25 protein-coding genes are annotated in these 22,328 nt (G+C 59.7%); 4 read left to right on the top strand and 21 right to left on the bottom strand.

Annotation, left to right across the window (positions count from 1 at the left end):
• Positions 1-5: 5 nt before the first annotated feature.
• From CKW07_RS04110 to CKW07_RS04120, 3 genes are all read right to left on the bottom strand, one after another.
• Positions 6-830, bottom strand: coding sequence for an ABC transporter substrate-binding protein (locus CKW07_RS04110; protein WP_095143723.1), 825 nt, complete (start codon positions 828-830; stop codon positions 6-8).
• An 82-nt stretch (positions 831-912) separates the two neighbouring features.
• Positions 913-1,842 (bottom strand): electron transfer flavoprotein subunit alpha/FixB family protein, encoded by a 930-nt coding sequence (locus tag CKW07_RS04115; protein ID WP_095143724.1) that lies wholly within the window; start codon positions 1,840-1,842, stop codon positions 913-915.
• A gap of 2 nt (positions 1,843-1,844) precedes the next feature.
• Entirely contained in the window at positions 1,845-2,594 is a 750-nt protein-coding gene (locus CKW07_RS04120) for an electron transfer flavoprotein subunit beta/FixA family protein (RefSeq protein ID WP_095143725.1), read from the bottom strand.
• 545 nt (positions 2,595-3,139) lie between these two features.
• On the opposite strand from CKW07_RS04120, the gene CKW07_RS04125 reads away from it, so the two are divergent.
• Entirely contained in the window at positions 3,140-4,804 is a 1,665-nt protein-coding gene (locus tag CKW07_RS04125) for an electron transfer flavoprotein-ubiquinone oxidoreductase (RefSeq protein WP_095143726.1), read from the top strand.
• A gap of 118 nt (positions 4,805-4,922) precedes the next feature.
• On the opposite strand, the gene CKW07_RS04130 is transcribed toward CKW07_RS04125, so the two are convergent.
• Entirely contained in the window at positions 4,923-5,405 is a 483-nt protein-coding gene (locus CKW07_RS04130) for a GNAT family N-acetyltransferase (RefSeq protein ID WP_095078834.1), read from the bottom strand.
• A 114-nt stretch (positions 5,406-5,519) separates the two neighbouring features.
• On the opposite strand from CKW07_RS04130, the gene CKW07_RS04135 reads away from it, so the two are divergent.
• Positions 5,520-6,206 carry an HD domain-containing protein gene (locus tag CKW07_RS04135; RefSeq protein WP_095143727.1) on the top strand — a complete coding sequence of 229 codons (687 nt, stop codon included), beginning with the start codon at positions 5,520-5,522 and terminating at the stop codon, positions 6,204-6,206.
• Between the two features lie 52 nt (positions 6,207-6,258).
• Here CKW07_RS04135 and CKW07_RS04140 read toward each other — a convergent pair whose 3' ends face one another.
• The 4 genes from CKW07_RS04140 to CKW07_RS04155 all read right to left on the bottom strand — a co-directional run bounded on the left by CKW07_RS04140 (position 6,259) and on the right by CKW07_RS04155 (position 9,314).
• Positions 6,259-6,819, bottom strand: a complete 561-nt coding sequence (locus CKW07_RS04140) for a DUF1285 domain-containing protein (RefSeq protein ID WP_095078831.1) — start codon at positions 6,817-6,819, stop codon at positions 6,259-6,261.
• A 17-nt stretch (positions 6,820-6,836) separates the two neighbouring features.
• The gene (locus CKW07_RS04145; protein WP_095143728.1) at positions 6,837-7,442 is read right to left on the bottom strand and encodes a DUF4823 domain-containing protein; all 606 of its coding nucleotides are present in this window, start codon (positions 7,440-7,442) and stop codon (positions 6,837-6,839) included.
• A 125-nt stretch (positions 7,443-7,567) separates the two neighbouring features.
• Positions 7,568-8,536: a GTP 3',8-cyclase MoaA gene (locus tag CKW07_RS04150; RefSeq protein WP_095143729.1), complete on the bottom strand. Its 969-nt coding sequence runs from the start codon at positions 8,534-8,536 to the stop codon at positions 7,568-7,570.
• A 139-nt stretch (positions 8,537-8,675) separates the two neighbouring features.
• Entirely contained in the window at positions 8,676-9,314 is a 639-nt protein-coding gene (locus tag CKW07_RS04155) for a TetR/AcrR family transcriptional regulator (RefSeq protein WP_095078828.1), read from the bottom strand.
• Between the two features lie 80 nt (positions 9,315-9,394).
• On the opposite strand from CKW07_RS04155, the gene CKW07_RS04160 reads away from it, so the two are divergent.
• A complete protein-coding gene (locus CKW07_RS04160; protein ID WP_095143730.1) occupies positions 9,395-10,528 on the top strand; it encodes an aminotransferase class V-fold PLP-dependent enzyme in 1,134 nt (377 codons plus the stop codon).
• 238 nt (positions 10,529-10,766) lie between these two features.
• Here the strand turns inward: CKW07_RS04160 and CKW07_RS04165 are convergent, their stop codons facing one another.
• The 12 genes from CKW07_RS04165 to CKW07_RS04220 form a co-directional block, all read right to left on the bottom strand.
• Positions 10,767-11,558 carry a TatD family hydrolase gene (locus CKW07_RS04165; RefSeq protein WP_095143731.1) on the bottom strand — a complete coding sequence of 264 codons (792 nt, stop codon included), beginning with the start codon at positions 11,556-11,558 and terminating at the stop codon, positions 10,767-10,769.
• An 85-nt stretch (positions 11,559-11,643) separates the two neighbouring features.
• Complete coding sequence (locus CKW07_RS04170; RefSeq protein WP_095143732.1) at positions 11,644-12,630, bottom strand: DNA polymerase III subunit delta'; 987 nt, start codon at positions 12,628-12,630, stop codon at positions 11,644-11,646.
• Complete coding sequence (gene tmk, locus CKW07_RS04175) at positions 12,623-13,255, bottom strand: dTMP kinase (protein ID WP_095143733.1); 633 nt, start codon at positions 13,253-13,255, stop codon at positions 12,623-12,625. Before tmk ends, CKW07_RS04170 begins: the two co-directional genes overlap by 8 nt.
• A 19-nt stretch (positions 13,256-13,274) precedes the next feature.
• On the bottom strand, positions 13,275-14,423 hold the full coding sequence (mltG, locus tag CKW07_RS04180) for an endolytic transglycosylase MltG (protein WP_095143734.1): 1,149 nt from the start codon (positions 14,421-14,423) through the stop codon (positions 13,275-13,277).
• A gap of 3 nt (positions 14,424-14,426) precedes the next feature.
• Positions 14,427-15,242 carry an aminodeoxychorismate lyase gene (gene pabC / locus CKW07_RS04185; RefSeq protein WP_095143735.1) on the bottom strand — a complete coding sequence of 272 codons (816 nt, stop codon included), beginning with the start codon at positions 15,240-15,242 and terminating at the stop codon, positions 14,427-14,429.
• On the bottom strand, positions 15,242-16,486 hold the full coding sequence (fabF, locus tag CKW07_RS04190) for a beta-ketoacyl-ACP synthase II (protein ID WP_095143736.1): 1,245 nt from the start codon (positions 16,484-16,486) through the stop codon (positions 15,242-15,244). The genes pabC and fabF overlap by 1 nt, the downstream gene beginning before the upstream one ends.
• Positions 16,487-16,595: 109 nt before the next feature.
• Complete coding sequence (gene acpP / locus CKW07_RS04195) at positions 16,596-16,832, bottom strand: acyl carrier protein (RefSeq protein ID WP_003175607.1); 237 nt, start codon at positions 16,830-16,832, stop codon at positions 16,596-16,598.
• Positions 16,833-17,024: 192 nt separating this feature from the next.
• Positions 17,025-17,768 carry a 3-oxoacyl-ACP reductase FabG gene (gene fabG / locus CKW07_RS04200; RefSeq protein ID WP_007942004.1) on the bottom strand — a complete coding sequence of 248 codons (744 nt, stop codon included), beginning with the start codon at positions 17,766-17,768 and terminating at the stop codon, positions 17,025-17,027.
• A gap of 16 nt (positions 17,769-17,784) precedes the next feature.
• Positions 17,785-18,723, bottom strand: coding sequence for an ACP S-malonyltransferase (gene fabD, locus CKW07_RS04205; RefSeq protein WP_095143737.1), 939 nt, complete (start codon positions 18,721-18,723; stop codon positions 17,785-17,787).
• Positions 18,724-18,848: 125 nt separating this feature from the next.
• The gene (plsX, locus tag CKW07_RS04210; protein WP_095143738.1) at positions 18,849-19,859 is read right to left on the bottom strand and encodes a phosphate acyltransferase PlsX; all 1,011 of its coding nucleotides are present in this window, start codon (positions 19,857-19,859) and stop codon (positions 18,849-18,851) included.
• Positions 19,860-19,862: 3 nt separating this feature from the next.
• The gene (gene rpmF / locus CKW07_RS04215; protein ID WP_003179396.1) at positions 19,863-20,045 is read right to left on the bottom strand and encodes a 50S ribosomal protein L32; all 183 of its coding nucleotides are present in this window, start codon (positions 20,043-20,045) and stop codon (positions 19,863-19,865) included.
• A 13-nt stretch (positions 20,046-20,058) separates the two neighbouring features.
• Positions 20,059-20,586, bottom strand: coding sequence for a YceD family protein (locus CKW07_RS04220; protein WP_008152342.1), 528 nt, complete (start codon positions 20,584-20,586; stop codon positions 20,059-20,061).
• A 105-nt stretch (positions 20,587-20,691) separates the two neighbouring features.
• On the opposite strand from CKW07_RS04220, the gene CKW07_RS04225 reads away from it, so the two are divergent.
• Positions 20,692-21,270: a nucleoside triphosphate pyrophosphatase gene (locus CKW07_RS04225; protein ID WP_095143739.1), complete on the top strand. Its 579-nt coding sequence runs from the start codon at positions 20,692-20,694 to the stop codon at positions 21,268-21,270.
• Positions 21,271-21,324: 54 nt separating this feature from the next.
• Here the strand turns inward: CKW07_RS04225 and CKW07_RS04230 are convergent, their stop codons facing one another.
• A complete protein-coding gene (locus tag CKW07_RS04230) occupies positions 21,325-22,314 on the bottom strand; it encodes a S49 family peptidase (protein WP_095143740.1) in 990 nt (329 codons plus the stop codon).
• Positions 22,315-22,328 lie beyond the last annotated feature (14 nt).

Below are 22,328 nucleotides of genomic sequence, written 5' to 3' on the forward strand. Positions count from 1 at the left end.
AATCCCTACTGTTTTGGGGTGCTGACGGGCTGTTTCAAATGTGCTTTCCAGCGCTCCAGATTGCGCTGTAGCACAGCCTCCGTCAGACCGGACGCGGGCAATTCTGTCATCTTTTTGGCCAACTGTCCGCGCAACCATGGATCGTTGCAGGCCGAGTTGTGAGAAATGGCCAGGAACAGCCCTGGTTTGTCGATCGGTTGTGGGTCAGCCTGCACATCGTTGGCGATGCTCAATGTCTGTGCCATGGCCATCCCGGCATAGCGTCCGGCCAGGACGTACTCCACTTCACCCAACACCAGCTTCTGAAAGGCCTGGGTCAGGTTTGGCGTACTCACCAGGGTCAATTGCGACCGTGCGAACGCCTCGAAGGCCTGGGTCAACCGCGCCTGTTGTGACACCGCGCCCATGTGCCCGCTCAAGTCCTTCGCCTCGATGTAGTCCAGGGTCGAGCCATTGCGAGTCCACACCAGGTAGTCGTTGCCTGCCAGCGCAGGATGAATGTAATCAAGCGACTCCAGCTGCTGGGTCATCAATGACGCGTCCGCCAGCATGTCGATGCGTCCGCTGCGCACCTCCTCGATTGCCTGTGAGCGCTTGCCGGCGTAGCGCAGCTCGACGGTGAGCCCCAACTCCCCCGCCACCTGCTGCAGCAGGTCGGCGTTGCTGCCGATCAAGTGCGCGGGATCCTGCGGGTCCTGCCACAGATACGGTGGCGCATCCGGGCTGCCGGTCACCACCAGGCGTTCGCACTTGCCGGCTGCGACCGACAGCGCCGGCCATAACAACAGGCTCACCAGCATCGACCAACCGCTCAAGCGATGCATCTCCATGGCATGTTTCCCCACTCTGTAAATCGCAGACAATAAAAAACCCGGCCAGAAGGCCGGGCTCTTTATAAGTGAAGCCGCTGGATTAGACCAGCTTCTCCAGCTCAGGGATGGCTTCGAACAAGTCCGCCACCAGGCCGTAATCGGCCACCTGGAAGATCGGCGCTTCTTCGTCCTTGTTGATCGCAACGATCACTTTGGAGTCTTTCATGCCGGCCAGGTGCTGGATCGCGCCGGAGATACCGACGGCGATGTACAGCTGTGGTGCAACGATCTTACCGGTCTGGCCGACCTGCATGTCGTTGGGTACGAAACCTGCGTCGACCGCGGCGCGGGAAGCGCCAACAGCAGCGCCCAGCTTGTCGGCCAAGGCGTACAGGTGTTTGAAGTTGTCACCGTTCTGCATGCCACGACCGCCGGAAACGACGATCTTGGCAGCGGTCAGCTCCGGACGATCGGACTTGGCCAGCTCTTCGCCAACGAAGCTGGAGGTGCCAGCATCGTGAGCAGCAGCAACCGCTTCAACAGCAGCCGAACCACCTTCAGCGGCAACCGGGTCGAAACCGGTGGCACGCACGGTGATCACTTTTACGGCGGCGTTGGACTGCACGGTAGCAATGGCGTTACCGGCATAGATCGGGCGCTTGAAGGTATCGGCGCTTTCAACCGAGATGATCTCGGAGATCTGGTCAACGTCCAGTGCAGCGGCAACGCGCGGCAGGATGTTTTTGCCGTTGGAAGTGGCGGCAGCCAGGATGTGGCTGTAGCCAGCGCCCAGCTCGGCCACCAGCGGCGCGACGTTTTCCGGCAGCTGGTGAGCGTAAGCCGCGTTGTCGGCGACCAATACTTTGCTCACACCAGCGATTTTTGCAGCGGCTTCAGCCACCGCGCCAACGTTCTGGCCAGAGACCAGGACGTGGATGTCGCCACCGATTTTCGCAGCGGCAGCCACGGTGTTCAGGGTGGCCGGGGCCACAACCTTGTTGTCGTGTTCAGCGATTACCAAGATAGTCATAATTAGATTACCTTCGCTTCGTTTTTCAGTTTCTCGACCAGTTCAGCCACCGACTTGACCTTGATACCCGCGCTGCGTGCAGCCGGCGCTTCGACTTTCAGGGTCTTGTTGGTGGAGGCGGTGGAAACGCCCAAAGCTTCAGGAGTCAGCACTTCAAGCGGCTTCTTCTTGGCTTTCATGATGTTTGGCAGGGACGCGTAGCGCGGCTCGTTCAAACGCAGGTCGGTGGTAACAATGGCCGGCAGTTTCAGGGAAACCGTCTGTGCACCGCCGTCGATTTCGCGCGTCACGGCAACGGAGTCGCCAGCGACTTCGACTTTCGAGGCGAAAGTGCCCTGACCGTAGCCGCTCAAGGCAGCCAGCATCTGGCCGGTTTGGTTGTTGTCGCTGTCGATGGCTTGTTTGCCAAGGATCACCAGCGAAGGCTGTTCCTTGTCGACAACCGCTTTCAACAGTTTGGCAACGGCCAGGGAAGTCAGGTCTTCGGCGGATTCGACGAGGATGGCGCGGTCGGCACCCAGAGCCAGCGCGGTGCGCAGTTGCTCTTGAGCGGTGGACGGGCCGATGGAGACGACGACGATTTCAGTCGCAACACCTTTCTCTTTCAGGCGTACGGCTTCTTCCACTGCGATTTCGCAGAAAGGGTTCATCGACATCTTGACGTTAGCGAGATCGACGCCGGAGTTGTCCGCTTTGACGCGAACCTTGACGTTATAGTCGACCACTCGTTTGACAGCTACAAGAACCTTCATGGATTCCTCGTTACTCTCCGGTGAAAAGAAAGTCGCCTAGGCGAACCTGGCGGTTGATGCTCAACGGCGCAAGGGCACCTCTAAAAACGCCGGCATGTGAATGGGTGACCCTGCTCACGAGAGGGATGACCGTTCGTCAGCGACGACTGATCGGCCAGGTCTTTTCGCAGCGTGTAAACTTCGCACCGAACCCTCGTTGCGCGTCACCTTGTACAGCCTTCGCCCTGTCTTTAGAGGTGCTCTTGAAACCAACAGTCAGCCTACGGCGAGCGCAAAACCGCCCGTATCTTGACCGGAACGCCTATTCTGGTCAATACGGCAAAATGGTCAGTTATAAGCCGCGCTTCTTTGATTTATCTGGCTTTCAGCAAATTCAAACAAACGTTTGTATTGGACGCTGGGAGTGGTGTAGATATAATGCGCCACCTAGAGAGAAAGGTGGTGGATCGATTGTCCCCTGCCCCGCAATGCGGAGCAATTCATCGATGCGACGCCAAACCTCCAATTAGAAAAAAAACTGTTGAGCCTTGAGTAGGAGATAACCTGTGGAACGCGAATACATGGAATTCGACGTGGTCATCGTCGGTGCCGGCCCCGCTGGTCTTTCCGCCGCCTGCCGATTGAAGCAGAAGGCCGCCGAAGCCGGTAAGGAAATTAGCGTCTGCGTGGTCGAAAAAGGCTCCGAAGTCGGCGCTCACATTCTTTCCGGCGCGGTGTTCGAACCTCGGGCCCTGAATGAATTGTTCCCTGATTGGAAAGCGCTCGGCGCACCGCTGAACACTCCGGTCACCCGCGATGACATCTTCGTCCTGAAGAATGAAGATGGCGCGATCAAGGTTCCAGACCTCTTTGTGCCCAAGACCATGCACAACGAAGGCAACTACATCATCTCCCTGGGCAACCTGTGCCGCTGGCTGGCCCAGCAGGCCGAGAACCTGGGCGTAGAGATCTACCCGGGCTTCGCCGCCCAGGAAGCCCTGTTCGACGAAAACGGCGTGGTTCGCGGGATCATCACCGGCGACTTGGGCGTTGACCGTGAAGGCAATCCGAAAGAAGGCCTGTACACCCCGGGCATGGAACTGCGCGGCAAGTACACGCTGTTCGCCGAAGGTTGCCGTGGCCACATTGGCAAGCAACTGATCAAGCGCTTCAACCTCGACAGCGACGCCGACGCCCAGCACTACGGCATTGGCCTGAAGGAAATCTGGGAAATCGACCCGGCCAAGCATCAACCAGGCCTGGTGGTGCACACCGCTGGCTGGCCGCTGGACATCATGGGCACCGAAAACACCGGCGGCTCCTTCCTCTATCACCTGGAAAACAACCAGGTGGTGGTCGGCCTGATCGTCGACCTGTCCTACAGCAACACCTACCTGTCGCCGTTCGACGAATTCCAGCGCCTCAAGCACCACCCGGTGCTCAAGCAATACCTGGAAGGCGGCAAGCGCATCAGCTACGGCGCGCGCGCCATCTGCAAAGGCGGCCTGAACTCGTTGCCGAAAATGGTGTTCAAGGGCGGCGCACTGATCGGTTGCGACCTGGGCACCCTGAACTTCGCCAAGATCAAAGGCAGCCACACTGCCATGAAATCCGGCATGCTCGCCGCCGATTCGGTGGCCGATGCCCTGTTCGCAGGTTCCGAAGGCGCGGACGAACTGACCAGCTACGTGGAGTCGTTCAAGTCCAGCTGGCTCTACGAAGAACTGTTCGCCAGCCGTAACTTCGGCCCGGCGATCCACAAGTACGGCGCCATCGTCGGTGGCGGCTTCAACTGGATCGACCAGAACATCTTCGGCGGCAAACTGCCGTTCACCCTTCACGACACCAAGCCGGATTACGCTTGCCTGAAGCTGGCGGCCGACAGCAAGAAGATCGACTACCCGAAACCGGACGGCAAACTCAGCTTCGACAAGCTCAGCTCGGTATTCATCTCGGGGACCAACCACGAAGAAGAACAGCCTTGCCACCTGAAGCTGGCCGACGCGAGCATCCCGATCAGCAAGAACCTGCCGCTGTACGACGAGCCGGCGCAGCGCTACTGCCCGGCGGGCGTGTATGAAGTGATCACCCAGGAAGACGGCGAAAAACGCTTCCAGATCAACGCCCAGAACTGTGTGCACTGCAAGACCTGCGACATCAAGGACCCTGCGCAGAACATCACCTGGGTGGCACCGGAAGGTGCCGGCGGCCCGACTTACCCGAACATGTAAGTCGTACGCTTGAACAAGAAGGGCTCCCGAACGGGGGCCCTTTTTCGTTGGACGGCCCTGTATTGACCGGGCTTGCCGGGTTTCACGCCACCCGATGCGCGACCTGCGCCGCCGATAATCAACGACCCTCGGCGAAGTCGCGCAACACGTTGCCATCCATGCGATAGCGCACCCACTCTTCCTGTGGCTGCGCGCCGAGGGATTCGTAGAACTCGATCGCCGGCTTGTTCCACTCCAGCACACTCCACTCGAAACGGCCGCAGTCGTTGGCGCAGGCGATTTTCGCCAAGTGGCGCAGCAACAGTTTGCCGGCGCCACCACCGCGCTGCTCGGGAGTGATGTACAGGTCTTCGAGGTACAGGCAGTTACTGCCCAGCCAGGTCGAGTAGCTGAAGAAAAACACCGCGAAGCCGATCGGCAATCCGTCGCGCAGGCAGATCAGGCCATGGGCGGTGGCCCCCTCACTGAACAGGCTGCGCTCGATGTCGGCCACACTGGCGATGACTTCATGGCGGGCCCGCTCGAAGTCGGCAAGCTCGGTGATGAAGGCCAGGATTTGGGGGGCATCGCTGGGTGTGGCCGGGCGGATCTCGATCGACATGAACGTCCCTTGAGAACGATTGAAAACGCCATACTATGTCGGCAATCAACGTTCGTCACATGTCGCTGCAAAACTTTGTTCAGGGAACGATGCCCTTCACCCAAAAGGATAGCCATGCACGCCAGCGCCTTCGCCCCACTGCAAACACTCGCCTCAAGCCTCCTGCCCCATGCACTGGAACCCTCACAGGACGGCGCCCACGACCTCGCACACTTACAGCGGGTATGGCACAACGCCCAAAGGATTCAAGCCGAAGAAGGCGGCGATCTTGAGATACTGTTGGCCGGCGTACTGCTGCACGACTGCGTCGCGGTGGAGAAGAACTCGCCGCTGCGCTCACAGGCCTCGCGGCTGGCGGCAGAAAAAGCCATGCCCCTCCTGTGCCAACTGGACTGGCCAGAGCCCAGGGTACGAGCCGTTGCCCACGTCATTGAGGCCCACAGTTTTTCGGCGAACATCACTCCCGTCACCCTGGAAGCGAAAATCCTTCAGGACGCCGACCGCCTCGACTCCCTCGGCATGCTCGGCGTGGCGCGCACGTTTTACATCGCCGGGCGCATGGGCAGCACGCTTTACGATGCCACGGACCCCTTGGCCCGCACACGGGACTACGACGACAAGCGTTTTTGTCTCGATCACTTCCAGACCAAGCTGCTGCACCTTGCCGACGGCTTTCAGACGCCCTCCGGCCAGCGTCTGGCGCGCCTGCGTCACGAACGCCTGCAACGTTTTCGCGACGACCTACTCGAAGAAATCGGTTTGGCCGCCAGTGCCAAAACAGCACCGCGTTGGCCAGCCTGATTGGCGCCGCGCGGTTCCGGAACCGGGGCGCGGCACTGAAACAGCGCCCGAATCAGGGCTCCAGGCCGATACGGAAGAACTCGCCGCCACTCCACACACCCAACCAGCGCTGGCCGTCAATCTCGCGAGTCACGGCCAGCTCGACCAACTGATAGAACACGTTGCGATGGATCAGGGCTTGCAGATTGGTGCGCACATGCACATAGGGCGCGGGCTCCTGAGTGACCGGGTCGATCACGACGTGCAACGGATGCTCAGGCCCGGCCTCTGTCAGTTCATCGACGTTGGTGGTGAAGCGCAGCACCTGGGCCTGCCCCTCACCTTCGACGTCCAGCGTCACCGCCACGAAGGGGGCGTCGTCGACCTTGATCCCGACCTTCTCCACCGGAGTGATCAGGAAGTAATCATCGCCGTCACGGCGAATGATGGTGGAGAACAGCTTGACCATCGGCTTGCGCCCGATCGGCGTGCCCAGGTAAAACCAGGTGCCATCACGGGCGATGCGCATGTCAATGTCGCCGCAGAAGTCGGGGTTCCACAAATGAACGGGCGGCAAGCCTTTGGACTTGGGGATTTGCCCCAGCAGATCGTTAGCTTTTTGCGAACCACTCATGTTGCTCTCCCGGTGAACTACTGATCGCTCAGGCCCAGCAGGCTGCGAGCGTATTGCGCAAGCGGCGGGCCCAGCAGATCTTCTGGCCTGTTGTCATGGAACGTCAGCAAACCGCCACGACTCTTGATCCGTGCAGTATCAATCAAATACCGGGTGCTGGTCTCGATCAACATGATCTGAATCACCCCACTGTCGACCCCCAGGCGGTCCACGGCCTCCTGGTCAAGCCACTCATCCGAGTTGCCGATACGGTCATCGGCACTGGCGAAGCGGGTGTACAGCAGGTAATGGGCACCAAGGCCGCGGGCCTCGCCCATGGCGGCATCCAGGCCTTCAGGGCCTGCGGCACGACGCACCATCGGGAAATATTCGATAAAGCCCTTGAAGGCCTCTTCGGCGACCACATTCTGTCGTGGCTCGGCACTGCCCGGCGGCGCGAACGGGCCTTGGGCAATGTAGATGAACGAGTCTGGCTGAATACGCAGGTTATTCACGCGACGGCTGTCGCTGTGATCGAGCAAACCCGCATCGCTCATGTGATAGCGAGCCTCTTCGCCCATGTCGCTGACATTCATGCAGCCGCCAAGTGCCAAAACGGCCAGCAGCAAAACCAGGCTACGCATCCTACCCTCCAGAAGCCGGTGACGGAAAACCGGCGAATCTTTGCAGGATGCAGCTTCCGCGCCAGTCCTTGAGTCCACGCACACTTGCAGAGGATCAATGAGGGTTTTTACCACTCGGGTCTGTATCAGCCACCGATGATCTTCATCACCGTGGCCCCACCGGAAAACGCCACTTCCTGCTTGTCGCCCAAGGCTTTTACCAGCAGGCGCTGGAGCGCGGGCAATGCCTGGTGACGCGGCTTGTCCAGCAAGTCGCCCACGTAGTGGCGGTTGCTCGATGACAGGCAACCGTGCAGCCAGCCCGTGGACGACAGGCGCAAACGCGAACAGGTGCGGCAGAATGGTACGCTTTCGTTGGCGATCACGCCGAAGTGGCCATGGCCAGGGATTTCATAACGCACCGCCGTGGCATCCACAGGGGCGTCGGCCTGCAGGTACTCGTACCGCTCGCCAATCAGGCTGAGCAACTGCTGAAGGCTGACGAATTGTTGCAGGAACGCGTTTGAATCACTGGCCAAATGGCCCATGCGCATCAGCTCGATGAAACGCAACTCATAGCCACGCTCCAGGCAATAATCGAGCAATGGCAGCACTTGATCGAGGTTCTGCCCACGCAACGGCACCATGTTGACCTTGATCTTGATGCCGGCCGCACGGGCCTGCCCCATGCCATCGAGCACGGTAGCCAGATCGCCGCCACGGGCAATACCGCGAAACGCGGCAGCGTCCAGGGTATCAAGGGAAACGTTGATCCGCCGAATGCCGGCATCCACCAGCAGAGGCAGCTTCCTGGCCAGCAATTGTCCGTTGGTGGTCAGGCTGATGTCTTCAAGCCCCATCTGCCCCACCGCCGTCATGAAGGCTTCCAGCTTGGGGCTCACCAACGGCTCGCCACCGGTAATGCGCAGACGCTCGATGCCGGCGGCTTCGATCAGATAGGCAACGCCGCGCGCCATGGCTTCGGCCGACAGTTCATCCTGCGCAGCCACCAACCGCTTGCCATTAGGCACACAGTAGGTACAGGCGTAGTTGCAGGCGGAAGTCAGGCTGACCCGCAAATTGCGGAAGCGCCTGCCTTGTCGGTCAACGATCATGGATCACTCCGGCGGAAGTCGATGCGGAAAAGCTAAAACTTGACTCACAAATCAAGTTTTAGCAATACCTAAGCCTGAGTATATTCCCGGGGCACTGCGCCATACAGGGAAACATGGCGCAATAAGGCTGCTGAATGGATCAGCTGCCTGGCGTGTCGGTATCGCGCTTGCGCTTGTTACCCATGCGCACGCCGATATCCATCAGGAACTGGAAGAAACCTTCCTGATCTTCCAGCACATTGCTCCAGAACGGCGAGTGATACAGCGCCACGGCGCCATGCACCAGCGCCCAGGATGCGCAGAAGTGGAAATACGGCGGCACGTCTTCCAGTTTGCCTTCGCTGATGCGGCCCTTGATCAACAAGGTCAGGCGATCGAAATTGGAGGCGCGAATCTTGTGCAGTTCCTCGACCATCTCCGGCACCTGGTTGCCCTTGACCACCTTCTCTTCCAGGCGATCGAACAACCGGTAGCGCTGCGGATCGCGCATGCGGAATTCGAAGTAGGCCCGGGACAGGGCTTCCTTATCCTTGTCGACATCGGCAGAGTGCAGCAGCTCGTTCAGGTCACGCTCGTAGTCGAGCATCAGGCGCAGATAGATCTCCGCCTTGGACTTGAAGTGCTTGTAGATGGTGCCTTTGCCGATACCCACGGCATCAGCGATCATCTCGACGGTGACACTGTCTTCACCTTGTTCGAGGAACAGCTTGAGCGCGGTGTCGAGAATTTCTTGCTCGCGGCGACGAAACTCACGGACCTTACGAGGTTCTTTATGCATAAGAAAAAGGTCTGTAGGGGTCAAAATTCGAAGCCGCGTATTATGCCTAAATTGCGCCAAATTGCACGGATCATCCGACCATGACTACGTTTCTTGATGAATTTGTACAGGCTCCGGGCCTGCGTTATTTGAATCATGCGGCCGTCGCACCCTGGCCAAACCGCGCCGCAACAGCCGTGTCGCGCTTCGCCCAAGAGAACGTTTTACTGGGTGCACGTGACTATCCGGACTGGATGGCATTGGAGCAACGCCTGCGCGAACGCCTGAAACGACTGCTAAACGCGCCGTCGACGGATGATATCGCATTGGTCAAAAATACTTCCGAGGCATTGTCTTTTGTCGCCTTCGGACTGAGCTGGGCCAGTGGTGACCAGATTGTCATCAGCGATGAAGAATTTCCTTCCAACCGTATCGTCTGGGAGGCCTTGACCGCCCAAGGCGTGGAAGTGGTCCAGGTCAGCCTCAAGGGCGACGACCCAGAAGGTGCCTTGTTGACTGCTTGCGGTCCTCGAACCCGCCTGATGTCGGTCAGCGCGGTGCAGTTCGCCAGCGGCCTGCGCCTGGACCTGCAGCGCCTGGGCGCCGGTTGCAAGCAGCAGGATGTGCTGTTCTGCATCGACGCCATCCAGCAACTGGGCGCCCTGCCCTTCGATGTCCAGAGTTATCAATGCGACTTCGCCATGGCCGACGGCCACAAATGGATGCTGGGGCCAGAAGGCCTTGGGGTGTTCTACGTGCGTAGCGACCTGCGCGAACAGTTGAAGCTGCATGAATTCGGCTGGCACATGCTCGAACACATGGGCGATTACAATCGCACCACCTGGGAACCGGCCAAAAGTGCCCGACGCTTTGAGTGCGGCAGCCCGAACATGCTCGGAGCCATGGCCCTGGAGGCCAGCCTGTCATTACTGGAAGAAGTCGGCATGGAACAGGTTGCCGCCCTGATTGCCGAGCGGGTGCAATGGCTACAGGAGGGGCTCAGCACCATTGCCGGCGTGAAACTGCACAGTCCGTTGAATCCGGCCCGGCGCGGCGGGATTTTCTCGTTCAGTATCGACGGCATCGATAATCAGGTGCTTTACGAGACCCTGAAAGCCCAGCAAGTGGTGTGTATTCCACGCGGCCCCGGCATTCGTTTCTCTCCGCACTTCTACACAGAAAAGCGCGTGATCGACGAAACTATTGCCATTATTGCGTCCATCGCCAGGCAGTGAGAACTCAAGCGAAGCGCCGGTATTCCAAATTTGTTTAAGAAACGCAGGGGGCAAACTGGACGAGGCGCAATACTGATCAATACTTGAAATGTCGACGCGTCATCTCCCCCAAGTGGCGTGTCGATATAGGTACCAATGGACTGCGTGCCTTTGTTTTACTCCTAATGGTCTTAACCCGGATTCACCCCCCAGAACCCGGGTTTTTTTTGCCTGCAATTTGAGCGCCCCAGAGCGTCCTTTAGCCAGCCGACCTGACGTGCGCCAACGGAAACAGCCGCCTGAAGTTCTCGGTGGTCTGCTCGGCGAAACGCTCATAAGACTCGCCGCGCAGCATCGCCAGGAACTCTGCCACTTCCCGCACGTACTGCGGCAGGTTTGGCTTGCCACGATACGGAATCGGCGCCAGGTACGGCGAATCGGTCTCGACCAGCAGCCGGTCTGCGGGCACCTTGCTGGCCACATCGCGCAGGGCATCGGCATTGCGAAAGGTCACGATCCCCGACAGCGAAATGTAGAAGCCCAGGTCCAGCGCGGCCTTGGCCATGTCCCAGTCTTCAGTGAAGCAATGCAGTACGCCGGCCTGGGGCAGCGCGGCTTCACGCAACAACGCCAACGTATCGGCACGTGCGCCGCGGGTGTGGACGATCACCGGCTTGCCCGTCTGTTGCGCGGCGTGCAGGTGCAGCCGGAAGGACGCCTGCTGCAAATGGGCCGCCTCAGGCTCGTAGTGGTAGTCCAGGCCGGTTTCGCCGATGGCCACTACCCGCGGGTGGTTGAGCTCCTGCAGCAGCCAGTCCAGCGCGGGAGCCGCGTCCGGCTGCACATCCAGGGGATGAACCCCCACCGAACAGTCGACGTCGTCATAGCGCTCAGCGAGCGCCTTGACGTCGGCGGCGTTATCGACACTGACGCCGATGCACAGGAAATGCCCGACCCCACGCTGGCGTGCCGCTTCAAGTGCGGCATCCAGGGAGCCGTCATGTGCGGCGAGATCGAGACGGTCGAGATGGCAATGGGAATCTACGAGCATAAAAGGCTGAAACTACATCCTGTGAGAGGGGACGGTCGACCTGGGTATGGCGACCGGACGGTGTTCATTCATGCAGGTGCCCCGATCATCGCTGACCAGGCAAACCTGTCCACTGCACCAGCAAGGCTTCAAGCAGCAGCACACGATTGAGATTAGCCTTGCTCAGCACTTTCTGTCGCTGGGCAAGGATCCAGTCCTGAATAGTCAGGACCTTGTCCTTCGAGGACTTCTGCGCCAGGTACTGCACCACCTTGCGCATGTCGGCCAGGCCAAGCCCGGCCTCATCCTGGGTCAATTGATAACGCAGAATCAGGTTCGACCAATCACAGAACCAGTCGAACAGCAGTAACAGCGGGATCGCATTCCAGCCTTCAGCCAGCTGCGTGGGCGACTGCTGCTGCTTGAGCAACTTCTTGACACCGTCGACCACCAGCGCACGCTGCTCGCGCACACCCTGGGCCTGCAAGGTGACCGCCGCCAGGGGCGAACCCGCCGCCAGGGTCAGCAGTTCGACGCGCTCGTCTTCGCTACAGCCGGGCAAGGCCGTGGCCAGCCACGCAAGGCTCATGGCCTCGCTTGGCAGCGGACAGGCTTGCTGCACACAACGACTCTTGATCGTCGGCAGCAACCGGCTGGTCTGGTGACTGACCAACAACAACACGGTATCGCCCGAAGGCTCTTCGAGGCTTTTGAGCAAGGCGTTGGCCGCGTTGATGTTCATCGACTCTGCCGGCTCGATCAACACCACCTTGCGCCCGCCCAACTGTGCGGTCTGCACCACGAAACTCACCAGCTCGCGGACCTGGTCGACCTTGATCGCCTTGTCCGCCTCTTCCGGCTCCAGGATGTAGTTATCCGGGTGGCTGCCCGCCTTGAGCAACAGGCAGGACTTACACTGCCCGCACGCATCCAGACCTTCAGGCCGCTGGCACAGCAAACGCGCCATCAGGCGTTCGGCCAAGGCTCGCTTGCCAATACCCGCAGGACCATGGAGCAGGTAGGCATGAGCGTGCTGCGCACGTCCAGCCAGTTGCTGCCAGAGGCTGTCTTGCCACGGATAGGCTTCAGCCACGATGACGCTCCAGCAGTTGCGGCATCAGCGCGTCCAGCGCCCGCTGGACCTGGGCCAATGGCTGTGAAGCATCCACCAACAGGTAACGCGCAGGATCGGCTGCCGCACGCTTGAGAAACGCATTGCGCACGGCGTCGAAAAACACCCGGCCTTCCAGCTCGAAACGATCCAGCCGACCACGGGCACTGGCGCGTGCCATACCGATTTCAATCGGCAAGTCGAACACCAGCGTCAGGTCTGGACGCAGGTCACCCTGGACAAAGGTTTCCAGGGCAGCAATTCGCTCCAGGGACAACCCACGGCCGCCACCCTGATAGGCGTAAGTGGAGTCGGTAAAGCGATCGCACAGCACCACGGCCCCGCGAGCCAGCGCCGGGCGAATCACCTCGGCCAGGTGCTGCGCACGCGCGGCAAACACCAGCAACAGCTCGGTATCCGGGTTCATGACTTCGTCGACGGGTGCCAGCAAGACATCGCGAATGCGCTCGGCCAGCGGCGTACCGCCAGGTTCGCGAGTCAGCACGACCTCGATCCCCTCGGCACGCAGGCGTTCGGCCAGGTACTCGCGATTGGTGCTTTTGCCAGCGCCTTCCGGGCCTTCCAGAGTTATAAACAAGCCAGTCACAGGCAGTCCTTAGTCAGAGTCATTGCGGGCTTTGCGGTGCTTGCACATCAGGTGCCGGCAGCGCTGATGGCACTTCGAGCCCCATCTCTGGGGCAGTATCAGGCGCGTCCGCATCGGGTGCTGCCGCGCCATTGTCCGGCGCAGGACTGGAACGATAGTCCGCGCGACGCTTGATCTGATACTCGCGCACGGCATTGTTGTGGGCATCCAGGTCATCGGAGAACACATGACTGCCATCGCCCCGTGCCACGAAGTACAAACTGCTGCCAGGAACAGGGTTCAATGCCGCATGAATCGCTTCACGGCCGACCATCGCAATCGGCGTCGGCGGCAATCCGGAAATCACGTAGGTATTGTACGGCGTCGGCTCCCGGAGATACGCCCGCGTCAGCTTGCCGTTGTAACGCTCACCCATCCCGTAGATCACGGTCGGGTCGGTTTGCAACAGCATGCCCAACTGCAGGCGACGCACGAACACGCCGGCAATCTGCCCGCGCTCCTGGGGTACACCGGTCTCCTTCTCCACCAGTGAGGCCATGATCAGCGCCTGATAGGGTTCGGTGTACGGTGCATCAGGAGAACGCTTGCCCCACTCCGCGGCCAGGACTTCATCCAGTCGGTCATAGGCTTTTGCCAGCACCTGCGCGTCGGTCATGCCACGCACGAAGCGGTAAGTGTCCGGAAAAAACCGCCCCTCCGGAAACACGCCGGCATGTCCAAGCTTCTCCATCAGCTCGCCGTCGCTCAAGCCATCGAGGGTCTGTTCCAGCTTGTCGGTTTTCGCCAACGCGGCACGAACCTGACGGAAGTTCCAGCCCTCCACCAGGGTCAGGCTGTACTGAACCACTTCGCCGCGCTGCCAAAGGCCGATCAGGCCTTGCGCAGTCATACCGGGTAGCATGCGGTATTCACCGCTGTGCAGAGGCTGGGTAGCGAGGTTGAGGCGCCAGTATAGGCGCAACCAGAAGGCATCCTCGAGGATACCGTCTGCTTCCATACGCTTGAACGTCCCGGACGGCGTGGTTCCATTAGGTACGTCCAGCAACTCTTCCTGAGTAATGTTGAGCGGCTGCTCCAGCGCCGAATTGATTTTCCAGGCCGAAGCGCCCAGCAGCAGCCCCGCCAGAACCAGTCCGGTTTCCAGCAGCAGCAAGAGTTTACGTCTCACGAATCAAGCATCCAGTAGCGCGCGGGCAATGCCTTGCAGTTTACGGGTGAGCGGCCCAACCGGCCAGCTCAGCGCAGCACAAGCGCATACCGGCCAAATGCCGTATACGCTGTTGCAGACGAAGACTTCATCAGCCTGTTGCAGGTGTTCGAGACTGATATCGGTGATTTCAGTGGGGATTCCCAAAGACTTGGCTTGAAACAATAATTCGGCACGCATCACGCCGGCAACGCCACAGCGACTCAAATCGGCAGTGACCAAAACGCCATTACGCACCAGGAACAGATTACTGAAGACCCCCTCAATGACTCGCCCCTCAAGGTCCAGCATCAAGCCCTCGGCACAATCACCCCCCTGCCATTCGGCACGGGCAATGACCTGTTCAAGGCGATTGAGATGCTTGAGACCGGCCAGGGCCGGCTGGATCGAAAGGCGCGTCGCGCAAGGAAACAACCGTACACCTTGCTGTCCATGGGCAGGCGGGTAAACCACCGGGGGATTGCCTTGCAGGATTCGCCGGGGCGCAGCCGCGGGGTCGGCGGCATAACCGCGCAGACTGTCACCACGCGTGAGCATTAGCTTGAGCACACCCTCGCCCAGGGCGGCGGCGTATGCCAGCAGTTCGCTGCGGATCAACCCGTGATCCGCAGCCATTGCCAGGCGCGAACACCCCTCAGCCAGACGCTGCAGGTGTCGATCCAGCAACAGTGGCTGCCCACCCTTGACCGCTATGGTCTCGAACAGGCCGTCACCATAAGCCAGGCCGCGGTCTTTCAGCGACAGTGAGTCACCCGGCCGACCGTCGACCCAGCTGTCCATCAACCGACGAACCGGCGAAACACCAGGGAGCCATTGGTGCCACCAAAGCCGAACGAGTTGGACAGCACCACGTCGATGTCCATGTTGCGCGCCGTGTGCGGCACGAAATCGAGATCGCAACCTTCGCCCGGCTCATCAAGGTTGATGGTCGGCGGCGCCACTTGGCCATTGATGGCCAGCACACTGAAGATCGCCTCGACAGCGCCCGCCGCACCCAGCAGGTGACCGGTCATGGACTTGGTCGAACTGACCGCCAGCTTATAGGCGTGATCGCCGAACACGGTCTTGATCGCCTGGGCTTCGGCGAGGTCGCCGGCAGAGGTCGAGGTACCGTGGGCGTTGATGTACTGCACCTGATCGCCGTTGATCTGCGCATCGCGCAACGCGTTGGTGATGCAGCGCGCAGCCCCCGCACCGTCAGCTGGCGGCGAGGTCATGTGATAGGCGTCACCGCTCATGCCGAAACCGATCAGCTCGGCATAGATGGTCGCACCACGGGCCTTGGCGTGCTCAAGCTCTTCGAGCACCAACGCACCGGCACCATCGGACAAGACGAAGCCATCACGGCCCTTGTCCCATGGACGACTGGCGCGGGTCGGCTCGTCGTTGCGGGTCGACAGTGCACGCGCGGCACCGAAGCCGCCCATGCCCAGGCCGCACGCCGCCATTTCGGAACCGCCGGCAATCATCACATCGGCTTCGCCGTAGGCAATGTTGCGCGCCGCCATGCCGATGCAGTGAGTACCGGTGGTACACGCTGTCGAGATGGCGTAGTTCGGCCCCTGTGTCCCCAGATGGATGGACAGGAAGCCGGAAATCATATTGATGATCGAGCCCGGCACGAAAAACGGAGAAATCCGTCGCGGCCCCGAATCATGCAAGGTGCGGCTGGTTTCTTCGATATTGGTCAGACCGCCAATACCCGAACCCATGGCCACGCCAATGCGATCACGGTTGGCATCGGTCACTTCCAGGCCGGCATTACGCACCGCCTGAAACCCGGCCGCCAGACCGTATTGAATGAACAGGTCGAGTTTGCGAGCTTCCTTGACCGACAGATATTCCTCGACATTGAAGCCCTTTACCGAGCCGCCAAAACGGGTGGAATAGGCAGAAAGGTCGGTGTGTTCGATCAGACCAATGCCACTGCGGCCAGCCAGAATGCCCTGCCAGCTGCTCGGCACATCCGTGCCCAGTGGCGACAACATACCCATACCGGTGACTACGACGCGTCTACGCGACACAGCACTCTCCTTTTTTCAAATGACGACTTTGCATCGGACCTAAAGAAAAAACCGCACGCCATGATGGCAGTGCGGTTTTTCCATGACAGCGAACAACGATTACAAACTATTACGCCTGATGGCTAGTAACGTAGTCGATGGCAGCTTGTACAGTAGTGATCTTCTCAGCTTCTTCGTCAGGGATTTCGGTCTCGAATTCCTCTTCCAGAGCCATCACCAGCTCAACGGTGTCAAGGGAGTCGGCACCCAGGTCTTCTACGAAGGAAGCAGTGTTCACAACTTCTTCTTCTTTAACGCCCAGTTGCTCAGCAACGATTTTCTTGACGCGCTCTTCGATGGTGCTCATACCTTGTTTTCACTCCTAATGGACAAATTCAGGCAGCTGGCCAGTGGGTAAGTGTATAGAAAGGCTTTTCGGTTTTTCAACTGAAAGCTTCACTCCTCAAACCCTGATGACCCGCTGCCTATAAATAAAGTGCAGCTTTATAACGGATTTTAGACAGCTCGTATGACATTTTTTTGAAGCAATCCGTCACATTTAACTCATGTACATCCCGCCGTTCACCGGGATTGTAGCCCCAGTAACGTAAGCCGCACCGTCCGACGCAAGAAAAGCGACCACGGACGCGATCTCTTGAGCTTGCCCCAGTCGGCCCAGCGGAATTTGCGTCTGCAGGGCTTCACGCTGCGCTTCAGGCAGCTCACGGGTCATATCGGTATCGATGAACCCCGGAGCCACCGAGTTGACCGTGATCGAGCGCGAGCCCACTTCACGCGCCAACGCGCGGCTGAAACCTTCCAGACCCGCCTTGGCGGCTGCATAGTTTACTTGGCCTGCGTTGCCCATGGCACCCACAACCGAACCAATACTGATAATTCGGCCCCAACGCGCCTTGGTCATGCCGCGCAAAACACCCTTGGACAGGCGAAACAGACTGTTCAGGTTGGTATCGACAACATCATGCCATTCGTCATCTTTCATGCGCATCATCAGGTTATCGCGGGTGATGCCGGCGTTATTGACCAGAATCGCCGGCGCACCGAACTGCTCCTGAATGCTCGCCAGCACGGCCGCCACGGACTCGTCGCTGGTGACATTGAGCTCAAGGCCGGTGCCTTGAATGCCGTTTTCCTTCAGGGTTGCCGCGATGCGCTCGGCACCGGAAGCGGAAGTCGCGGTACCAACCACGATAGCACCCTGACGACCCAGCTCCAGGGCGATGGCCTGGCCAATACCGCGGCTGGCACCGGTCACCAGTGCAACTTTACCTTGCAGACTCATGCAAGCTTCTCCTAATTCAGGCCAGCGCTGCACGGGCGGCAGCGAAGGCATCTGGGGTATTGAGGTTAGAGGTCGACACGCCTTCGGCGCAACGCTTGTTCAGGCCAGCCAGGACTTTACCCGGACCGCACTCGACCAGTTGGGTCGCACCCTTGGCAGCCAGTGTCTGGACGGACTCGACCCAGCGAACCGGCTTGTAGAGTTGCTCGAGCAGGTCGCGCTTGAGGGTTTCCAGGTCAGTTGGCACCGCAGCACTGACGTTTTGCACCACAGGAATCTGCGGAGCCTGCCAGTCGATCGCGGCAATGGACTCGGCGAATCGCTCGGCAGCCGGACGCATCAGTTCGCAGTGCGACGGCACGCTGACCGGCAACGGCATCGCACGCTTGGCGCCACGCGCCTTGCAGCCTTCGATGGCGCGCTCGACAGCCGCCTTGGCACCGGCGATCACCACCTGGCCCGGCGAGTTGAAGTTGACCGCACTGACCACCTCGCCTTGCGCCGCTTCAGCACAGGCTGCCAGCACGTCGGCATCATCCAGGCCGAGAATGGCGGCCATGCCGCCCTGCCCGGCCGGTACGGCCTCCTGCATCAACTGGCCGCGACGCTCTACCAGCTTGACGGCGGCCCCCAGGCTCAGGCTGCCAGCGGCAACCAGCGCGCTGTACTCGCCCAGGCTGTGACCGGCAACGTAGGCCGGACGTGCACCGCCTTCAGCCAGCCACAGGCGCCACAGGGCGATCGAAGCGGTCAGAATGGCCGGCTGGGTCTTGTCGGTTTGATTGAGCTGCTCTTCCGGCCCCTGCTGGGTCAGTGCCCACAGGTCGTAACCCAGAGCATCGGAAGCTTCTTTGAAGGTTTCGAGGATCAATGGATGTTGCGCGCCCAACTCGGCCAGCATGCCGAGGGACTGCGAACCCTGTCCTGGAAAGACGAATGCGAGGGAAGCAGACATGTAACAAGCCCCTAATGATCTTGTCGTCGGAGAGTTGACGCCCCATTTGAGGGACGCAAGAAACTGACAGTTGGATGGCCAATTGAACCGAGCGGTCACATTTAAGCATTGTCCGACGAAAATGCCTAAGGCAACAAATCCTCGAGACGACCGTGAAGGCGCTCAGGCAGGTTTTCCTGAATCTCGATCAAGGCGCGCTGGATGGCACTCTGGAACCCCTGCACACCCGCCGAGCCGTGACTCTTGACGACAATCCCCTGCAAACCAAGGAAGCTCGCACCATTGTGCGTGGCCGGCGCGAGCTCGGCCCGCAAGCGTTTCATCAGCGGCAACGCCAAGGCACCGACCACTCTGGAGGCCAGGTTTTTCCTGAACAGCGCCTCGATGCGCCCGGCAATCATGGTCGCCAGACCTTCGCTGGACTTGAGCAGGATGTTGCCGACAAAGCCGTCACACACCACCACATCCGCCTCGCCACGATACAAGCCATCGCCTTCGATGAATCCGATGTAGTTCAGGCCCCGGGCGTTTTGCAGCAGCGTAGCGGCGAGCTTGACCTGTTGATTGCCCTTGATGTCTTCGGTACCGATGTTGAGCAACGCCACCTTCGGGCGAGCGATACCCAGAGTCTGCGCCGCTACCGACCCCATCACGGCGAACTGGAGCAGGTGCTCGGCACTGCAATCGACGTTGGCGCCCAGGTCAAGCAACTGGCAATAACCACGCTGGGTCGGAATCGCCGCGATCATGGCCGGACGATCAATACCCGGCAACGTCTTGAGCACATAACGTGACAGCGCCATTAGCGCACCGGTATTGCCGGCACTGACACACGCCTGGACCTTGCCATCACGCAACAGCTCGAGGGCCACGCGCATCGAGGAGTCCGGCTTGCCACGCAGGGCCTGGGAAGGTTTTTCATCCATGCCGATGACGTCAAGGGCCGGCACAATCGTCAGGCGTGCGCGATCCACAGCCGACTGGCTGGCGATCAATTCTTCAAGGAGGGAGGGTTGACCGACAAGGGTCAGGTGCAGCGAGGGCGTAGTAGACAGACAAGCAAGGCTGGCCTGAACAATGCTGCGGGGACCGAAGTCCCCGCCCATTGCGTCAATCGCGATAACTTGAGCGGACAAGGATTACTCGTCAGCGCCCTTGTCGATCACTTTACGGCCACGGTATACGCCTTCTGGCGATACGTGGTGACGCAGGTGAACTTCACCAGTGGTCTTTTCTACGGACAGGGTGCTTGCCTCGAGAGCATCGTGCGAACGACGCATGTCACGGGCGGAGCGGGATTTTTTGTTCTGCTGAACAGCCATAATTGATTAACTCCTAAACGTTTGGGTCACGCTTTAACTGCGCCAATACACTGAACGGGTTGGACCGCGTTACCTCGTCCTCGCTCGGTTCGGGCTCATCGAGACCCGCCGGCTGCTGGCATTCTTCCGGATGATGAGCAGGCACAATGGGCAAGGCGAGCAAAAGCTCCTCCTCGATCAGTGACTGCAGATCCAAAGGATCTTCGCCCAGTTCCAGCACGTCATAACCTTTCGGCAACGACTGGGTATTCGCACCCTCCTTTACCACAGCATAACTGCATTCGCTGTGAATCGGCAGGGTGACCAGCTCAAGACAACGCTGGCAAACCATTTTGACCTCGGTGTCGATAAAGCTGTGGATCACCACAGATTTACGTTCATCTCGTTCAAAAACGAATTTAGCCTGCACCGTACCGACAGTGTCGGAAAGCGGGTCGCAGAGTCTCTCCAAATCGGCTAGCAGCATTTCACCCTGGAGGGTGGTGCCACGATCAGCCAATTTGCGCGGGTCAACGTGAGGTGGAATCGGGTCATTCAACATAGGCGCAGCATTATAGGGATGCCCCCGCCCATGTCAAAGGAAATTCAGCCCTGTCCGTCACTTGGAAGCCCCGCTAGAATTATCGGCTGACTTCTGGAGAGCCGCATGCTGCCTTTATTACTCGCTTCAAGCTCGGTTTATCGCCGTGAATTACTGGCTCGCCTGCAGCTGCCATTCACCTGCCAGTCGCCGGATATCGACGAAAGCCACCAGCCTGGCGAGCCCGCCATCGAACTGGTAAAACGCCTGGCCGAGGAAAAAGCCCGAGCGCTGGCCGACAGCCACCCCGCACACCTGATTATCGGCTCGGACCAGGTCGCCGTACTGGATGGACGCATCATCGGCAAGCCCCACACCTTCGAGAAGGCCCGCGAGCAGCTACTGGCCGCCAGCGGCACCAGCGTGACCTTCCTCACCGGCCTGGCCCTCTTCAACAGCCAGACAGGCCTGTGCCAGCTCGACTGCATCCCCTTCACCGTACACATGCGCACCCTCAACCCGCAGCGCATCGAGCACTACCTGCACGCCGAGCAGCCCTATGACTGCGCAGGCAGCTTCAAGGCCGAAGGACTGGGCGTCAGCCTGTTTCAAAGCACCGAGGGCCCGGACGCCACCAGCCTGGTGGGTTTGCCACTGATACGCCTGGTGGACATGCTGCTGGCAGAGGGCGTGCAAATCCCCTGAGACCAATGCAAAAAAAACCGGCCATCGAGGCCGGTTTCCTTTACAAAACAGCGATCAGCGCAATGCAGGACCTTGAAAGCCCATCCACATGGCCAGTTGCGCAGCCACGCTCGCCCCCAGCTTTTTCGAGAAGCGATCAAACGGCGACTCCTCGATGGTGAAGTCGACCAGTTCTTTTTCGCCAATCACGTCCCGCGCCACCGAACTGGCACTGCCCAGGCCATCGATCAGCCCCAGCGGCAACGCCTGCTCGCCCGACCAGACCAAGCCGGAAAACAGCTCCGGATGCTCCTTGTCCTTCAGGCGATCACCACGCCCTTTTTTCACGCTGGCAATGAACTGCTGGTGCGTCGTATCCAGCACGCCCTGCCAGAATTTAGTCTCTTCAGCTTTTTGCGGCTGGAACGGATCAAGGAACGATTTGTGCTCACCCGAATTGTAGGTGCGACGCTCGACACCCAGCTTCTCCATGGTACCGACAAACCCATAACCAGCCGCCGTCACTCCAATGGAACCCACCAGACTGGCCTTGTCGGCATAAATCGCATCCGCAGCACTGGCAATGTAATAAGCGCCCGAGGCACCAATATCGGAAATCACCGCATACACCTTGGTATCCGGGTGCAAGCCACGCAGGCGGTGAATCTCGTCATACACGTAACCCGACTGCACCGGACTGCCGCCCGGGCTGTTGATGCGCAACACAACACCCTTGACCTTCGTGTCCTCGAACGCCGCCCGCAGACTGCTGACGATGTTGTCAGCGCTGGCCGGTTCCTTGTCGGCTATCACGCCAGCAATATCGATCAACGCGGTATAGCCCGGACCACGCGCCGCGGACTTCTCCATATCCATCAGCGGCGTGAACAGAATCAGCGCGACAAACAGATAAACAAAGGTCAACAACTTGAAGAAAATCCCCCAGCGCCGCGAACGACGCTGCTCCTGCACACCCGCAAGCAGGGTCTTCTCCAGCAACTTCCAGCTCTTGTCTTCGCCGCCTTCAGACTTGGCCTTGTCGGGCGCTTTCCATTCGTCAGTCATTGCATCCACCCCAA

It is taken from the genome of Pseudomonas sp. Irchel s3b6 (assembly GCF_900187415.1).
In the GTDB taxonomy this organism is placed as follows: domain Bacteria; phylum Pseudomonadota; class Gammaproteobacteria; order Pseudomonadales; family Pseudomonadaceae; genus Aquipseudomonas.

What these genes read in the sequence shown, in the direction of transcription:
- pabC (WP_095143735.1), bottom strand. Translation starts at nt 15,242, where the DNA reads ATGGACAGCTGGGTCGACGGTCGGCCGGGTGACTCACTGTCGCTGAAA.
- CKW07_RS04225 (WP_095143739.1), top strand. Translation starts at nt 20,692, where the DNA reads ATGCTGCCTTTATTACTCGCTTCAAGCTCGGTTTATCGCCGTGAATTA.
- CKW07_RS04155 (WP_095078828.1), bottom strand. Translation starts at nt 9,314, where the DNA reads ATGCATAAAGAACCTCGTAAGGTCCGTGAGTTTCGTCGCCGCGAGCAA.
- CKW07_RS04130 (WP_095078834.1), bottom strand. Translation starts at nt 5,405, where the DNA reads ATGTCGATCGAGATCCGCCCGGCCACACCCAGCGATGCCCCCCAAATC.
- CKW07_RS04135 (WP_095143727.1), top strand. Translation starts at nt 5,520, where the DNA reads ATGCACGCCAGCGCCTTCGCCCCACTGCAAACACTCGCCTCAAGCCTC.
- CKW07_RS04110 (WP_095143723.1), bottom strand. Translation starts at nt 830, where the DNA reads ATGGAGATGCATCGCTTGAGCGGTTGGTCGATGCTGGTGAGCCTGTTG.
- CKW07_RS04150 (WP_095143729.1), bottom strand. Translation starts at nt 8,536, where the DNA reads ATGATCGTTGACCGACAAGGCAGGCGCTTCCGCAATTTGCGGGTCAGC.
- CKW07_RS04145 (WP_095143728.1), bottom strand. Translation starts at nt 7,442, where the DNA reads ATGCGTAGCCTGGTTTTGCTGCTGGCCGTTTTGGCACTTGGCGGCTGC.
- CKW07_RS04115 (WP_095143724.1), bottom strand. Translation starts at nt 1,842, where the DNA reads ATGACTATCTTGGTAATCGCTGAACACGACAACAAGGTTGTGGCCCCG.
- CKW07_RS04160 (WP_095143730.1), top strand. Translation starts at nt 9,395, where the DNA reads ATGACTACGTTTCTTGATGAATTTGTACAGGCTCCGGGCCTGCGTTAT.
- fabG (WP_007942004.1), bottom strand. Translation starts at nt 17,768, where the DNA reads ATGAGTCTGCAAGGTAAAGTTGCACTGGTGACCGGTGCCAGCCGCGGT.
- CKW07_RS04230 (WP_095143740.1), bottom strand. Translation starts at nt 22,314, where the DNA reads ATGACTGACGAATGGAAAGCGCCCGACAAGGCCAAGTCTGAAGGCGGC.
- CKW07_RS04120 (WP_095143725.1), bottom strand. Translation starts at nt 2,594, where the DNA reads ATGAAGGTTCTTGTAGCTGTCAAACGAGTGGTCGACTATAACGTCAAG.
- fabD (WP_095143737.1), bottom strand. Translation starts at nt 18,723, where the DNA reads ATGTCTGCTTCCCTCGCATTCGTCTTTCCAGGACAGGGTTCGCAGTCC.
- acpP (WP_003175607.1), bottom strand. Translation starts at nt 16,832, where the DNA reads ATGAGCACCATCGAAGAGCGCGTCAAGAAAATCGTTGCTGAGCAACTG.
- CKW07_RS04140 (WP_095078831.1), bottom strand. Translation starts at nt 6,819, where the DNA reads ATGAGTGGTTCGCAAAAAGCTAACGATCTGCTGGGGCAAATCCCCAAG.
- rpmF (WP_003179396.1), bottom strand. Translation starts at nt 20,045, where the DNA reads ATGGCTGTTCAGCAGAACAAAAAATCCCGCTCCGCCCGTGACATGCGT.
- CKW07_RS04165 (WP_095143731.1), bottom strand. Translation starts at nt 11,558, where the DNA reads ATGCTCGTAGATTCCCATTGCCATCTCGACCGTCTCGATCTCGCCGCA.
- CKW07_RS04220 (WP_008152342.1), bottom strand. Translation starts at nt 20,586, where the DNA reads ATGTTGAATGACCCGATTCCACCTCACGTTGACCCGCGCAAATTGGCT.